This is a genomic window from Nitrospira sp. T9 (assembly GCF_052156535.1).
In the GTDB taxonomy this organism is placed as follows: domain Bacteria; phylum Nitrospirota; class Nitrospiria; order Nitrospirales; family UBA8639; genus Nitrospira_E.
This window is the reverse complement of the sequence record NZ_JBQKUP010000017.1, coordinates 1-15,967: the sequence shown is the minus strand read 5'-3', so window position 1 is coordinate 15,967 and position 15,967 is coordinate 1. Positions and strand designations below refer to the sequence as shown.

At 52.4% G+C, this 15,967-nt stretch carries 9 protein-coding genes; all 9 read left to right on the top strand.

Annotated elements, in window-relative coordinates; translation table 11 throughout:
- Positions 1-3: 3 nt before the first annotated feature.
- Positions 4-741 (top strand): ABC transporter ATP-binding protein, encoded by a 738-nt coding sequence (locus tag ACTRXD_RS00885; RefSeq protein WP_442430003.1) that lies wholly within the window; start codon positions 4-6, stop codon positions 739-741.
- Positions 742-1,764, top strand: a complete 1,023-nt coding sequence (locus ACTRXD_RS00880; RefSeq protein ID WP_442430002.1) for an efflux RND transporter periplasmic adaptor subunit — start codon at positions 742-744, stop codon at positions 1,762-1,764.
- Positions 1,765-1,774: 10 nt separating this feature from the next.
- Positions 1,775-3,250 (top strand): efflux transporter outer membrane subunit, encoded by a 1,476-nt coding sequence (locus tag ACTRXD_RS00875; RefSeq protein WP_442430001.1) that lies wholly within the window; start codon positions 1,775-1,777, stop codon positions 3,248-3,250.
- Positions 3,251-3,956: 706 nt separating this feature from the next.
- Positions 3,957-9,539: a DUF7379 domain-containing protein gene (locus ACTRXD_RS00870; RefSeq protein WP_442430000.1), complete on the top strand. Its 5,583-nt coding sequence runs from the start codon at positions 3,957-3,959 to the stop codon at positions 9,537-9,539.
- A gap of 446 nt (positions 9,540-9,985) precedes the next feature.
- Positions 9,986-10,759, top strand: coding sequence for a hypothetical protein (locus tag ACTRXD_RS00865; protein WP_442429999.1), 774 nt, complete (start codon positions 9,986-9,988; stop codon positions 10,757-10,759).
- 20 nt (positions 10,760-10,779) lie between these two features.
- Positions 10,780-12,291, top strand: a complete 1,512-nt coding sequence (locus tag ACTRXD_RS00860) for a TIR domain-containing protein (RefSeq protein ID WP_442429998.1) — start codon at positions 10,780-10,782, stop codon at positions 12,289-12,291.
- 166 nt (positions 12,292-12,457) lie between these two features.
- Complete coding sequence (locus tag ACTRXD_RS00855; RefSeq protein ID WP_442429997.1) at positions 12,458-13,117, top strand: hypothetical protein; 660 nt, start codon at positions 12,458-12,460, stop codon at positions 13,115-13,117.
- Positions 13,118-13,252: 135 nt separating this feature from the next.
- On the top strand, positions 13,253-14,617 hold the full coding sequence (locus ACTRXD_RS00850; RefSeq protein WP_442429996.1) for a trypsin-like peptidase domain-containing protein: 1,365 nt from the start codon (positions 13,253-13,255) through the stop codon (positions 14,615-14,617).
- A gap of 143 nt (positions 14,618-14,760) precedes the next feature.
- A complete protein-coding gene (locus tag ACTRXD_RS00845; protein ID WP_442429995.1) occupies positions 14,761-15,747 on the top strand; it encodes an NAD-dependent epimerase/dehydratase family protein in 987 nt (328 codons plus the stop codon).
- Positions 15,748-15,967 lie beyond the last annotated feature (220 nt).

The window sequence follows — 15,967 nt, the reverse complement described above, 5'->3', positions numbered from 1 at the left end:
GCCGTGAGTGGGAATCCATCTCCGCCCAACCATGATTCGGCTCACTGGCTGGTGCAGGCCAGGGGAGTGGTGAAATCGTTTGGGGAAGGAGAGACCAGGATTCCTGTCTTGAAGGGAGTTGATTTACATGTCGCCCACGGGGAAGTTTTGTTGCTGGTGGGGCCTTCGGGTAGCGGGAAAACGACTCTCTTGTCGGTGATTGCCGGCATTTTAGAAAGCGATGAGGGCGAGGTGAAAATTTTGGGCGAATCCATCCTGGAATTGTCCGCGTCGGAAAAAACGAAATTTCGTCGAGATCATCTGGGATTTATTTTTCAGCAATATCATCTCCTGCCCACTCTCACCGCGGTCGAGAATGCCGCCGTGCCGTTATTGATACGCGGGGTAGCCAAACACGAGGCCCTGGCTCAAGCGGAGAAGATTCTTGGGAGCATGGGCATGGGAGAGCGCTTGGCGGCATTGCCAACCAGACTGTCGGGAGGCGAGCAACAGCGGGTGGCGATTGCCCGGGCCCTGGTGAGTGATCCCCAGTTACTGCTGTGTGACGAGCCGACGGCGAACCTGGATGGAGAAACGGGACACCGCATTGTGCAGCAATTGCATGATATCGGAAAGCAGCATGATCGGGGGGTGATTATTGTGACGCACGATACCCGGATTTTTGAATTTGGCGATCGCATTGTCCATATGGAAGATGGACGAGTGGATCAGATCCAAGAAGGACAGGAGACACCCGTTTAGATGGTACTGCGGCGTTTGAGTTTTTGGATTGCGTTGGGGGGCATCATTTTGACGATTGCGACGTTGTGGGGCGCAAATAAGAAAGTGGCTCCGCCTCCACCGATGGAAGCTCCTCCTCAGAATCCGTATCCGGTCACGGTGGCCGCAGCAGGCATTATTGAGGCTGTGAACGAAAATGTCAGGATCGCGCCACCGGTCTCCGGTCTGGTGACGAAGGTGTATGTCACGGTGGCGGATCATGTTGAGCAGGGGAATCCGTTGTTTCAGTTGGATGATCGGGAGTTGCGGGCACAACTGCAAACCAAAACCGATTCGCTCCCGTCTGCCGCGGCGCGGATTGCCGAGCAGGAGATCCGGCTTCGGGATGTCCAGGACCAATTAAAGCGGCTTCAGTCGGTCACGGATCGTCGGGCGGTCAGTGAGGATGATGTGAAGAGAAAATGGCATGAGGCGGAAGGTGCCAAGCGTGCGTTGGTTCGGGCAAGGGCTGATTTCCATTTGGCCAGAACAGAACGGGATGAAGTGCAAGCGTTATTAAACCGTCTCACGGTTCGAGCACCGCGTGCGGCGACGATTCTTCAGGTCAATATTCGAGCCGGGGAATATGCCACGGTGAATGCCATCGAGCCGCTCATCATATTAGGGGATACGGAAACCTTACAGGTACGGGCCGATATCGATGAGGTCAATGCGCCGCTGGTGGTGCCGGGAAGTCCGGCGGTGGCCTACCTTAAAGGATATACGGATCAGGCTATTCCTCTTACCTTCGATCGCATTGAACCCTACATTGTGCCCAAACGTTCCCTCACTGGAGACAATCGAGAGCGGGTCGACACCAGAGTGCTCCAGGTGATTTATCGATTTGAACGGCCTCCATTCCCGGTCTATGTCGGCCAACAAGTCGATGTCTATATCGAGCGCCCTGTTGAACGGGTTTCGAGTCAGGACCCTAACCGATCGAAGAACGGAACCCGGCCATCTGATTCCTCCCGTCCGTTGTCGGAGACAGGGGAGACTCCGTAAGGAGAAACGTATGATCGCAACGAAACACATACCCATGCTGCTTATGATCCTTTGTCTGCCGGGATGTCTGATGGGGCCGGACTATCAGCAGCCGGACCTCAATGTCCCGGAAGACTGGAACAGGATGACCCTGGAAGGCTCATCCGCTCAGCTTCCTATTACGGTAGGACAGGTGCCGGAGGCCGGGTGGTGGCGAATGTTTGGCAACGATGAATTGAATGGATTGATTGAACAGGCCTTGGACCGTAACCATGATCTCCGACAAGCTGCGTTTCGGGTGCTGGAGGCGCACGCGATTGCCTATGGGTCAGGAGCGGGGCTCTATCCCAATGTGTCCTTGAATGGATCGTATAGCCGAATCCGTCGATCGGAAAGCATTTTGGTCGGTCCCACAGGAGGGGCGCCTGAAGGGTTTGCGCCGCCGGGAGCCAATTTTGATATTTGGCGTGCGGACATCGATCTTCGATGGGAACTGGATTTATGGGGTCGCATTCGACGCGGAAAGGAGGCCTTTACCGCAGAAGCGCTGGGGAGCGAAATGAATCGCCGCGGTCTGTTGTTGAGCCTGGTCGGTGAGGTGGGAGATTCCTATTTCCGGCTTCGTGAACTCGACGAACAAGTGGAAATTGCGGAACGGAACTTGGCCCTTCAACAAGACTCACTGTCGATCATCCGGAGCCGTGCACAGGCCGGTCTGGTATCCGACCTGGATGTGAAACGAGAGGAAACCCTTGTGGCTCAAACGGCCTCGCAAATTCCCGAGTTTCGGCGTCAACGGGCTGTGCAACTGCATCAACTCGAAGTGTTGACGGGAGCCAATCCCGGTACGCTGGTGTTGTCCTCCAAACCCCTTCGGTCCGTGATGGCGCAACCCACGATCCCTGTTGGGCTGCCTTCAGATCTGTTGCAACGGCGCCCGGATATTTTGGAAAAGGAAGAAACCTTAAAAGCCGCCAATGCTCGAATTGGAGAAGCCCGCGCCTACTTTTTCCCCAGCGTGGCCATCACGGGAAACGGAGGGTTTCTCACCAGCGAATTCGATCAATGGTTCAAATGGGGCAGCCGCAACATGGCCATCGGTCCCTCGATTACCGTTCCCATCTTTGAAGGCTATACCAATTTGGCCAGATTGGAGGTGGCGGAAAACCGGTATCAGCAAATGTTGGAAGACTACCATCAAACCATTCTGAATGCGTTTAGGGAAGTGGCTGATGTGCTGGTTGCCCTCCAAACGCGCAAAGAGCAACTGGTCAGTCAACACCAACATGTGGCAGCCGCCCGGGAATCGCTGGAGCTCGCGGACATCCGCTATCGCAAGGGATTGGTCAGCTATATCGACGTCATCGATGCTCAGCGCATCGTCCTGGATGCGGAATTGGGCGTGGTCCAAACCGAACGCGCACGTCTCACGGCTATGGTGGATCTGTTCAAAGCCGTAGGCGGCGGTTGGGAGCAGGAACACCTGGCTCAAGTGAATCCACAGTAGTGGATCCAGGATGCTTCTCCCGCCAAGTATTTCTAAAAAGATTAGTTTACCCCGTCATCCATATTTGCAATCCCCTTTGCCTTGATTCTTTTTTCCTTATTACTTTTTCCCTAATGTCATGCTGAGCTGGCGGCGAAGCATTTCGCCTAGCGGGGGATAAGTGGTTTGGGCACAGATCCTCCGTTTCCCTTAGTATCACACTTTGGCTGCAGGGGATAGGCTGTTTTTTGCTGAGAATGGGCGAAGGAGGTCAGAGAAAGAAAAGGCCGGCATCGCCCTAAGGGTTTTCTAGAATGCTGCTGGTCATTCTGACCGGCGGGAAGTCGGAATTCCTGTTCTATGTTTCCCCTTTGTATTGTCGGATCATAAACCTGCTTTTTTCTCAATTAAGGTTTGCATAATGGTTTGCTCGGGTAAGGGCCTCGTCGGACATTCGCCGAAATTAAACCCTCCCTTTTTCAGCCTCTGCCACCTCAATGCTTCTTTCAAGACTTGTCATGTCCATGATTCCTCAATGGTCTGTCCGCGTTTTACTCTAGTGACGGAGTCTAGGGTAGGAATTTTTCGACGAATTTGCTGTAATACCCTCGCAATCTTCTATCGATAGAGAAAAAGAATGGAACGTCAGTCATCACTCGCACAGGTCACTCACTGCTTGTCCCGGTAGGTATTGGTGGTTGTGCCAACATCATGTGGAGAATAGACAATGAAACGTCTCATGATTCATGGACAACGTCAGGCACTTGATTCGAAATCGACTCCTCCCGATTTCCCTTCCAATCTGAAGAGCCTGATTACGCTCAAGCATAGTGCGAAGGTCGAACGTGCCCGTGCGGGGCGCACGCCGTTGGCACTTGACGATCTGAATCCCGACGATCTGGTTCAGTTGGAATTGAACCAGGGCGTGAAATTGTGGGTACGGGCCGATGACCTGCAGCAGGATTTTGGATTGACGCCCACTCGTGGGGCTGCGGGGGAGGAGATAGAACTTCCCCTGGTTCTGCCATTGGGGTCCGCGAGCCGTGGGGTGGTGGGCGATTGGATAATTAAAGGGCTCAAAGTGTTTGGTCTGGATCCCGTGGGTGCGACCACGGATTTTATTAAGGACAAAGTGGAGGGTGTCTTACAGCCCGGCCCGGGCCTCTATCGTTGGAAGGGGAAAGCGCCTTCTGACTATTCACGAATTAAGCCACTGGAAACGGGAAAGTCGAACAAACCCTGGCTGGTCTTTCTCCATGGGACCGCTTCCTCCTCCGAGGGAAGTTTCGGAGGGTTATGGGAAGACGGTGCCAATGCACGCATGTTGCAACTGCTCGCGCAGTATCCAGATCGCGTGCTTGCCTTCCAGCATCGCACGCTTTCGCAAAGTCCTATTCAAAATGCGGTGGAACTGGTTCGCCAGTTTCCCAAGGGAGCCCGCTTGCATTTGGTCTCCCATTCCCGTGGCGGGCTTGTCGGCGAATTACTCTGCCGCAGCATGGTGGAGGGTCGATTTCCATTTGATCAGGAGGATCTCGGGATATTTGTGCAAGCCGATCGTGACGACGATCGTAAGGAATTGGAGCAACTCGGCAACCTGTTGCAACAAAAGGAATTGGTGATTGAACGGTTTGTGCGGGTGGGGTGTCCGGCCCGAGGTACCACCTTGGCGAGTGGCCGGTTGGATCGGTACCTGTCGATTCTCTTGAATGTGGTGCAAGCGATTCCCGGCCTCAAGGCCAATCCGGTGGTGGAGGGGCTTTCTGCGTTTCTCCTCGCCGTGGTGAAAAACCGGACGAAACCGGAAGAGTTGCCCGGGTTGGAAGCGCAGATGCCCGGGTCACCGTTGATTCGCATCCTCAATCGGCCTGGAGTGCGGACGAGGGCCGATTTGCACGTGTTGGGGGGAGATCTGGAAGGCGAGGGGATTGTCGGCCGACTCAAAACATTCGTCACGGATTTATTCTATCGGGAAGATCATGATTTGGTGGTCAATACGCCGGCCATGTTGGGGGGGACGGAGCGCACTCGGGAGATTCAGTATTGGATTGATACGGGGAAGAACGTCGATCATTTCCATTATTTTCGAAATCCCGATACCGCCAGTCGACTCCTTCAGGCCCTCATCCAGGCAGAGCCGCATTCCTTGTACCATCGCCTGGAGGGCCGGCCTTCTGAAATCACCGAAGAGGACTATCGGAAACGTGCCCCCGGTCTGTCGCAGCCGGTCGTGTACGTCTTGCCGGGCATCATGGGCAGTGAACTCAATGTCGGGAAGGACCGGGTCTGGGTGGATATGTGGGATCTGGCTATGGGAGGTCTGAAGAAGCTGAAGCTTACGGCGGAGAATGTGGTGGTCGGTAAGCCGATCGCGTCGGGGTACAAGGACCTGGTCCGGTTTTTGGCCCATTCCCATGAGGTGAAACCCTTTGCCTACGATTGGCGGAAGTCTCTCCTGGAGACGGCGCAACTTCTTCGCAAATCTCTGGAAGAAACGTTGGAGAAACTGGAGGGGAAGCAACCGGTCAGAATTGTGGCTCATTCCATGGGGGGACTCGTGGTACGCGTGATGCTTGCCACACCGGAAGGGAAAAACGTGTGGGACCGGATGTGTGAGCATCCCGGTGCCCGTTTTATCATGCTGGGCACACCTAATGGGGGATCACATGCCATTACCGCCATGCTGATGGGGCGTGATCCATTGGTGCGAAAATTGGATCTGTTGGATCTCACCAATTCCCAAACGACTTTACTCGGAATCATTTCCCGCTTCGATGGCGTGTTGCAGTTGTTGCCGCACACCGGCACACTCGATGTGTTCAGGACCGAAGTATGGGAAACCCTTCAGGAGCATGATCGCCCGGAGGACCGAGGAATGGGGAAGGGCAAAATTGCCACATCCGAGTCGGCGGGGATTTTTTGGCCGTTGCCCGACACGGCCCAACTGACGAACGCATCCAAGATCACCACACTTATCCGGGACAGTCCTATCGATCCTCAACGCATGATCTATGTGGCGGGATGCGCGGCGGCCACCCCTTGCGATGTCTCGATTGATCTCTCGGCAAAGCCCGACCGTCGTATTCAGGTTTTGGCTACCTCGGCAGGAGATGGGCGTGTCCCCTGGGAAACCGGCATTCCCGCAGCACTCAAAAACAGGACCTATTATGTGGATTGTGAACATGGGGATCTCGCCAATTTCCCGGAAGCGTTTGAAGGATTGGTTGCTCTACTGAATAGCGGAGTAACCACTAAATTATCCCAAACGCCTCCTGCCCGTCGTGGAGTAATAGTGGCTCCTTCCGCCATTGCGGAAGGAATGGTGGAGATGTTTCCCAATGAAGAGGATCTTATCGCCTCCGCCTTGGGATCGAGTCGCGTTCGAAAAACGAAGCTGCCTCCCCGGAAAGTCAGGGTCAAGATCATTAATGACAATCTGTCCCGGGCGTCTTCGCCGGTGGCGGTGGGACATTATGCAGGAGATACCATTGTCAGTGCCGAGGCGTATCTTGACCGTCAACTCAATGGCCGGTTGCGCGAACGGCAACGCTTGGGACTCTATCCCAATACACTCAATACCTCCGCGGTGGTGCTGAATGATCAAGAAGATCAACAGGGGTCAATCCATCCAGGCGCCATTGTTGTGGGGTTGGGGATGGTGGGAGAACTGACCCCTGGCGGATTAACGACTTCGATGTCGAATGCCATAGTCAATTATGCCCTGGAGTGTTTGGAGGCTCACCGTAAACGCTGCTTGAGACTCTCCGAAGTGGTTTCGGATGACTTTGAGCTGAAAATCCCTTTGACGACCCTGTTAATAGGGACGGGCGCAGGCGGGTTTTCCCTGAATGATTCCTTGCAAGCACTCCTCAATGGGGTACTGCAGGCCAATCGGCGTTTGCGGCAGTTGAAAGAAACCAGGAAATCAGAGGACGGCGAATCCCCGGCGGATGCCTTATTCGAAGAGCACATGGAAGATGGCGCGGCACAAACCGTCTCGATCGATTCCGTGGAGGTACTTGAGTTGTTTCAAGACCGGGCAATCCAAGCCACGAAAGCTTTGCGGGAACTAGCGCGGTCAGGGGATTTTCAAAAACATCTGCATATCGAGGAACTGTTGGTCGAGGGGGCGGCATCGCGGCAGAGGGCCTTTTTTGTGGAGGATGCAGCATGGTGGCAGCGGCTGCGGATTGTCACGCAACCGGATGGCTCATTGAAGTTTGAATCTCTGACCAATCGGGCGCGGATGGAAACGTATCTGCAACCGGCCCAACGGAAACTCATAGAACGGTTTTTGAAACGGGCGAGTTCTTCTACGCAAACCGACTTTGAATTATCCAACACGTTATTTGAACTCCTTATTCCTAACCGGTTAAAGGAATATGCCCCGGACCGACGGGATATCGTATTGGTGCTGGACGAGGAGTCGGCGGAATTCCCGTGGGAGCTGTTAAACAATCGCTATGATCCGCAAGCCCGTCCCCTTTCGGTGGAAGCGGGGATGATCCGGCAACTGGCTGTCCGGGATTTCCGTGAGAATGTCCTCCATGGGACAGAACGGAATGCCCTGGTGATTGGCGATCCCACCAGTGGAGAACCCTCCGGAAAATTTGCCCCATTGCCCGGGGCGGCGGCGGAGGCGCGGGAGGTGGCCAAGCTCATTCGCCACTACGGGTATCGGGATGTGGTGGAACTCGTGGAGAGTGACGCCGACCCGGAGCACATTTTGACCGCCCTGTACAAACAACCGTATCGGATCCTGCATTGTGCCGCACATGGGGTCTATCAGTTCCCATTGGAAGAGGAGGACGATCGGCCTGTTGCTCCGAATCTCCAGCCAACCTCAAAAAATGATCCTTGCGTAAAACCCAAAACGGTTAAAGGTATGGTGTTAGGGGATGGGTTGTTTTTAACCCCGGCGGAAATTCAACAAATGCGCTATGTGCCCGAATTGGTCTTTTTAAATTGTTGTCATCTGGGGCGCACTAATGGCAGCGGTCCATCACCAGAAATTCCCTTTCATCGTTTGGCTTCCAACCTGGGCACCCAATTGATCCAGATGGGTGTGCGGGCGGTTATTGCGGCCGGTTGGGCCGTGGACGATACGGCCGCGAAAGTCTTCGCCAGAAAATTTTATGAAGAAATGTTTCAGAACCGTTTCTTTGGCGATGCGGTGCGGTTGGCTCGACAGGAAATTTATCTTCAATATGGTGGATCGAATACCTGGGGCGCCTATCAATGTTATGGAGATCCGGATTTTTCATTGAAGGATGGTTCCAGGCCTGGAGCCGGTGACGGCCACATGGTGGCTCCGGTTGAATTGCGGGTGGAATTGTACAATCTGGTGCAAACAGCCCAGACGGCGGAACCGAAAGATGAAAGCCGGATTCGACAACAATTGGACGATTTACAGATTGGAGCAGGACAGGGATGGATGGATTCTTCGGCTATGTGTGCGGCCTTCGGGAAGGCGTATGGAGAATTGGGTCTCTTTGACCAGGCTGTCCAGTTCTATGATCGGGGAAGAACTTTGGAACCCGCCGATGCGACGGTGGAATCCCTGGAACAATTGGCCAACCTGAAGGTGCGATGGGCCCTTAAGCAATCTCTCGAAATGTTGCCACCCGCAAAGGCAAAGACGGATGACAAGGCGGGTAAGCAGGAGATTCCCATCAAAGATCTCATTGATGACGCGGAGAATATTCTGAATTGTCTCATCAAGATTCAACCGACTCAGGAGCGATATGCGCTAAAAGGAAAAGTCTTCAAGGGGAGAGCTGTCCTTTATAAAGGAAGAGTTCAGAGAAAGAAAGCCCTACAACAAATGGAAGAGTATTATGGAAAAGGGTATGAACTCGGAAGAGAGGCTGAACGACATGATGTGTTTTATCCATTGGTCAATCAATTGGCAGCCAAGATCGTGCTGTCCTGGGGAACTCAGAAATCCCGGACTGTTCCAAAAGGAAAGACCAAACAGACTGATTGGGTAAATGAAACGTTGTCGGAATTAGAAAGAGAGGCGGAAGAATTGCGGCACACAGGGCGATCATTTTGGGAGTGGGGCCTGAAACCGGAATGCCGGTTGCTGAATGCTTTATATGTCCAGCGGCTCACCGTCAATGACCATAATGACATTCTCAAAGGTTATCAGGAGGCCAAGCGCCGGGAAGGTTCGGCCAAACACATGGATTCTGTGGTCGAGAATATCAGATTTTTTGAAGCCATGCTGAGCACAAACAATTTTTCCAAAGCTCCCTCGGCACTTGCCCAAAGTCTGAAGAAATTGCGGGAAGGCCTGGAATCGAAGTAGAAGACAACGGACTCCGACAACACATCAATGTCGTCTTAGACGAAACTTGATCTTTTTTGGGTCCATCAACGTCTCTTCTCGTCATCAATCAGGGATGCATTCCCGGTGTTATGGGTGCTTTATGCATACGGAGCGGGAAACCTTCTATCATTTTTGGTTTCCTGTAGCTTCGAAAGAGTAGGTATTCTGTCATTGATAGGTGAACACAGATCCGGTTTGAATTGTCATGCTGAGCTAAAGCGAAGCATCTAATCCAGCCGAGGTAGTGTAGGCATAACACTATAGGCTTTCTGATCTCATTGCTTTCCTTCCTCTGATTCAAATGTTCCCCTGGATTCATTTTTTCGTCCGCGGTAGACTGCTCCCTTCTTGATTCGATTTTTTTCAATCGAACCCCTTCAGATCATGAGCTTGCACCCAACCAGAAAGGAAAGCGGGACGTCGTGATGAAACGATTGTATGGGAGTCTGTTCCTGATTCTCACTTTTCTGACAGCGGTTCCCTCACTGCTTTTGGCCCAGCTGGATATTCAATATCAATCCCGGAGTCAGGATCACCTAGGCAGTTGGAAGGAAGGCGTCAAACCGAAACCGGTCTCGGGATTGAATATCGAATTGATTTCAGCTTTGGCCGATTACCGGGAACTGGTCTCCTCTGAAAATTTTCCCAATGCGGTGAAGCTTCAGTTCTATTTGGATGACCAGCATGCGGTGTATCTGACAGTTCGCGAACTGGATTATCGCACCTACTATTGGTTGGATAAGGTGGAACCCACACATGTATGGGAAAATGGGTTTCAGAATGTCTTTGCCTGGCCGACCGATCCTGTTTTGCAACGCCTGACTCCCAAACTCGATCTCTATGAATTGGGGGCACTGGTTCGCCTGGATGCCGAGTCGACTTCCAGTATAGAGCGAGTGGCCCCTGCGGTTCTGTATCACAAGGATGCGCCTGATAAAATTGAAGGCTATTTCTTTACCTTAAAAACCGGAGAAGATGCGAGACTTCTGGCCTCCATTACACATAAGGCTTCCGGCACGGAAGTTGAGAGGCAACTCTTCCGGAGAAAACGTGCCGGTCTTCCCTTTACGATTCATTGGGACGCCAAAGAAGCAGAGTCAGGTTCCTACAAACTCGACATCAGCGGGTTTTCTCTTTCCTCCAATCAACCCATTTCCAAAGAGATTCATTTCTACCATCAGCCAATTGTGAACCCGTAAAGGGAGGTTCCCCTTCAGCCATGAAGGACGTGTTCATCAGTTACGCCAGCGAGGATCGACCTGTGGCCCAACAATTGGCTGTATCCTTGGAGCAATCCGGGGTATCGGTTTGGTGGGACCGCCGGATTCAAGTGGGAAGCGAGTGGGATAAAACGATTGAAGACGCGTTGGCCTCGGCGAAATGCGTCGTCGTGTTATGGACCGCTCATGCTAAAGATTCCCGGTGGGTGCGGGCGGAGGCTCGGGAAGCTCTGAATACTGAAAAGGTCGTACCGGTCATGTTGGAGGCCAATGCCATCCCATTGGCATTTACCGGTATTCAGGCCTTGTGCTTTCTTGGGTGGGAAGGCACGGCCGGATCCAAGGAATTTGACATTCTCCTTTCTGTCATCCGTGCCAAATTAGAGGGGAAGCCTATGGAGCTCCCTGAGGCCTCCTCGACCAAACCTTCTCTGCTCGGAAAATTGGTCGCTCTTGTGGGGGTCAAGGCCGGGGTGGGAGGGGTTCTTGCCATCCTGCTGATCGGCAGTTCCTTTGTGCGAATCGATCCGGATATTTCGGTGCATGTGGAAACCACCCGGATAGAATTTCGCGTGGCGCCGGGCGTGGATGATAAACGACTGACGGATACGGTGACCTTTGAGACTCTGACCGTTGAAAATATCGGGAAACTCGCTACCAGTCCAGACCGGCTGTTGGTTGCGGATCCGGCTGACTATGATATGGAGTCGGATAGTTATCCGCCGAAAGCCTGGTTCGATATCCCCGTCAATGGGCGAACCGTGCAATTTGATGTGGGCAGCTCTGGTATGGCCTCGGAAATCACCATTGAACCCACGGATCATCAGGAGGCCGTAGCGGGGCAACTCGATGGGATTGTGCTGACCGACGAACCGTTCGTCACGATGCAGGTTTCCAATGATAATGCGGTCACTGTGGCAATCCGAAAGAAGGAGGGTCCGCAGCGGGTGGTGGTGTCCCGCATATATGCCGTCCAATTCATTCAAATCGGATTACACTCGCCGCCGGAACTTCCCATTCCTTTTCCCCAGGATCAGGAGCTGACCTATCACATTATTTTTGAGAAAAAGCCGGGAACGATGGAACTGTTTGGGCAGGATGAGTTGCTGGTCCTGGTGATGAAAGAAAAGGACATCACAGGCAAGAAACCGATTTCCAGTTCGGTCTTGCCGATACAATCCATAGACTTTTCCTGGCAGGATCCCGGGACCGGTGAACGCAAACCGCCAGAGGGATTTGCAGGAACGGTGGAATATGTGAGTCCCCAAGGAATGCCTTCGGTGCCGATGGGAACCAATGCGTTTCTGACCTTGGACCACCTTGACCAGTTTGAGATCACTTCAATCAGCATAGATCCGATTGGCCATAAATTGGTGGTGGATCTGAAGGGCAAGGCCGGCTATGTCAAAACGGGGACAGCCGGTAATCCACAGGATCTTCGGCCCACCCTTTTCGATCAAATCCGTTACAGTTCATTGTTTGAACCCGTCAGAAAGTTGATCGGGTTGTAGGTAGGGAAGAGTATTTGGTTTTTCAGGATCCCCTAGCCCGTGTGTTTTCATTGGATGGGATTGAATGAACTCGAATCGCCCTAGTTTGTTTCGGGATTACCTATTGAGAACTGTATACAATTGATCCGTTGAATACCCCGTCCGCTTGCGGCGGGGATCTTTTATTATGGCAGCAGAAAATGAAAAAAATGGGGTGCTGAATAATATGCCTGACCTTGATTGTGTGGAGTTGCTCGGGACCTACAAGCTTCGTGCATGGGCACCAGGAAATCAAGTGGTGTTTTTCCGCCCTTGGGATATCATGATCCTTTTTACCATATTTATATTTTTCCTGGGTGTCGGGCTGGGTGCTCTAGGTTTATCGCCTTCATTTGAAGAATATATAAATGCCACAGGCTTTTTTGCCCTATGGGGAGTCGTGGGCCTTTTACTGTGGATGGGGTTTCACGGCACACTGTATTATTTGCCCCATACCGTTACCTTTAATTGGATGAATCGGACAGTGACTTCCTCAGCTCTATTCAGAACATGGGCCCTCCCTTATGATGAAATTGAAGAAATCATATTGCAAAAACGGGTAAGTGTGGGGGGGGGACCTTTTGTTGTTCCAGGACCTCGGTGCTATGGTGTCCAGTTGAAAATTTCAAAGAAAGGGGGGAGGAAGCAACCCTTGTCATTTGTTTTGCTTGAATCCAAAAGTTATGTTGAATGGGATTTTAGTTTGGCGCTTCAAGAGTGGACCTCCCTTCTTCAAGTCCTCTCTAAATCCTTGAATATTCCAGGGCAAGTGGTGGACATGAATGGAAAACTTATTCGAACAGTGTAGTAAAGGTAGACGAGCTTGATAACATGTATGGCCAGTTGCGACGTCTTATAAAGGATATTCAATTTATTCCAATTTGGTGAAAATGGCTTTCATGCAAGGATGAACCATTGGTAATCTTGGCTTCTTAGGGTCGTTATGACAAGATTACTCCGAATTTTAACTTTAATGCCCAAAGCAAAGGGCTTGCCGATGGTATCCATCCGGTTTCTGGTCGTCTTTCTTATTGGGTTGCTGGGCATGCCACCTGTGTGGGCCGATGTGGATATCGACATGCTGAAAAAGGGTGTGGTCAAGATTACGGCTCAATTCCCCAACAGGCAAAAGGTTGGAACCGGCTTTGTCGCCGGACAAGGCAAAAAACATGTGTTTATTGTGACCGCCTCACATGTGATTGAGGGAGAGGCCGAAGCCCCTCAGTTGATCACCGTCACTTTTTTTTCTCATCAGGAAGAACCATTGGTCGCTGAGGTGATCAATAAAGAAGGCGGGGATCCCAGAGGGTTGGCCCTGTTGAAAGTGGGCGGAGATCTCCCCGATGACGTGCAGATTTTAGAGTGGGATACCCAGAGTCAATTGCATGGGGGCGAGGAAGTGCGGGTGATCGGGTTTCCCCAGGTTGGAGGCAATCCCTGGGCGGTGACCCGTGGGACTCTGTCTGGATTTGACGGCCCCATTCTTAAATTTTCGGGTGCGGTTGAAGAAGGGAACTCTGGAGGACCATTGCTCTACCGGGGGAAAGTCATCGGTGTCATTGTAGAAATCATCCGGCAGTTTGGTAATGCCAAGCCTTCTCAAATTGCTCAATTCACGGTGGACAATTGGCCTGGGTTTAGCCGTCAAGTCAGGATTGAACCCAAAAATATTTCACCGGGGAGCGCCTCAGATACCGGTGATTCGGCTGAAAAGAGGTTGGCTGCGTTGGTCGTCACCACCGTTCCCAAGGATGCGGAGGTGTTTGTTGACGATGAACTTGTCGGAAACACGACACAGGGATCAGTCGTCGTGGGACAATTACCTCCCGATGAATACGAGGTGGCGGTCAAAAAGAAAGGCTATCGGCCTTGGTTTAAGAATGTTGAACTTCTTCCCGGCGAACGTCGGGAGTTAAACGCGACCCTCCGGGAAGGTGCCGTGGTTGATGTGACGGGCATCTGGAAAAACCCCAATGAACCGACCGTGTCCTATGTCCTGCAACAAATTGGAGATCGAGTGGTCATGAGAGAGGTGACTACCAGTGTGTTGGGAACCATGGTGACCGCGGAGGGAGAAGGACAATTGCAAGGCAATCAATTGTCCATTTTCTATCGGACCGTGTTGGGAACGATGGGCCAATCTGCCACCACGATGTCCGATGATGGGAGAACCTTAACCGGGACCTTCCAGGATTTTTCCAATATGATTCCTATGACTCTCTCGTTGGTTCGATCGGCAGATTCTCCCGCCTCCTTTGGTTTACCAGGCAGTGATGCGTGGAACGCCATTCAGGGTTTTGGGCAGTAAGCACTATTTGTTTTCGTGCCTTTCTTTTCCCCAATCGTGCAACCATGCGTATGTGTTCAGGTCCCAACTGTACAGACGAATAGAGGGTGTTCCGTTCTACCTGTAAGAGGACTTTCTCCACGATTACTCGACAGGGGTTTCAGATGAAATCGTTGGTCATCGGTGGAACCGGGCAACTTGGAGCGAATTTAATTCGGGTGCTACTTGAGCGTGGGGACCAGGTTCGTGTGTTGCATCGATCCACCAGCAACACCTTTACGATTGATGGGCTGAATGTTGAGCGTATGGTGGGTGATCTCAATGATGGAGAGTCCTTGCGTCTGGGCTGTGAAGGCAGGGATGTGGTCTATCACACCGCCGGGTATTATCCGTCTGTGACGATTCCGGTTGAGGTGGCCAAAGGACAGGCTCTGAAAGAAACGGCACTTGTATTAGAGGCCGTCCGTGCGGCCAGGGTGGACCGGTTCGTTTTCGCCAGTACGCTCACGACGGTGGGATTTCCCAAAACGAACGGTCATCCAGCCAATGAAACCTGCCAATTTTCAACCCGATATACGAACAACCCGTATCTCATGGCCAAGGCCGCCATGGAAGAGAAGATTCTGCAATCGGTTCACCAGGGTATTCCCGCAGTGGTGGTGATCCCGACGGAGTTTTTCGGCCCTTACGATCAGCAACCGACAAGCGGCACCCATATTCTCATGGTCGCGAAGGGGCGAATGCCGGTATATGTCCCAGGCCGGGTGAATGTCATTGATGTGCGGGATGTGGCCGTGGCCATGATCCGTGCGGCAGAGCGTGGTCGTGTCGGGGAACGCTATCTCGTGGGTAACTGGAATACGACACAAAAGGACTTGAATGAACTTATTGCGCAGGAGGTTGGAGTGCCACCTCCTTTCTTTCCGGTTCCGTTAGCTCTAGCGCGTTGGGGAGCAAAAGTCGGGGAGTGGGTTTCACGTTCTCTCTTACACCGGCCCCCCTATGTGCCTGCCTTTTTTGTCGAAGTGATGGCGCATATGCAGCATTACGATTGCTCAAAAGCTCACCGAGAGTTGGATTATCCGCGGAGTGCTCCCCAAGGGGCGATTGAGGATGCGGTGTCCTGGTTTCGGAAAAATGGGTACCTCTAGGGTAAAAACGTAGACATCATCATTCAGACATTGAACATTGACTGAACAATGTCTGACAGCCGTATCCTTGAAACCGGCCTGTCATATATGGACTCCCCCTTGTTTGCAAGCAGGAATTTATTCTGATGAGAGAAGGGTCTGCGGTCATATATCCGGCTTCGTGAGGGAACGGTCTTCGTTCCGAGCCATGATGGTTGTCGCGCGGCAGCTCCTCTGCATC

Bases quoted from the DNA above. Each gene is read 5' to 3' on its own strand.
- ACTRXD_RS00880 (WP_442430002.1), top strand. From the start codon at position 742: ATGGTACTGCGGCGTTTGAGTTTTTGGATTGCGTTGGGGGGCATCATT.
- ACTRXD_RS00875 (WP_442430001.1), top strand. From the start codon at position 1,775: ATGATCGCAACGAAACACATACCCATGCTGCTTATGATCCTTTGTCTG.
- ACTRXD_RS00870 (WP_442430000.1), top strand. From the start codon at position 3,957: ATGAAACGTCTCATGATTCATGGACAACGTCAGGCACTTGATTCGAAA.
- ACTRXD_RS00865 (WP_442429999.1), top strand. From the start codon at position 9,986: ATGAAACGATTGTATGGGAGTCTGTTCCTGATTCTCACTTTTCTGACA.
- ACTRXD_RS00860 (WP_442429998.1), top strand. From the start codon at position 10,780: ATGAAGGACGTGTTCATCAGTTACGCCAGCGAGGATCGACCTGTGGCC.
- ACTRXD_RS00855 (WP_442429997.1), top strand. From the start codon at position 12,458: ATGGCAGCAGAAAATGAAAAAAATGGGGTGCTGAATAATATGCCTGAC.
- ACTRXD_RS00850 (WP_442429996.1), top strand. From the start codon at position 13,253: ATGACAAGATTACTCCGAATTTTAACTTTAATGCCCAAAGCAAAGGGC.
- ACTRXD_RS00845 (WP_442429995.1), top strand. From the start codon at position 14,761: ATGAAATCGTTGGTCATCGGTGGAACCGGGCAACTTGGAGCGAATTTA.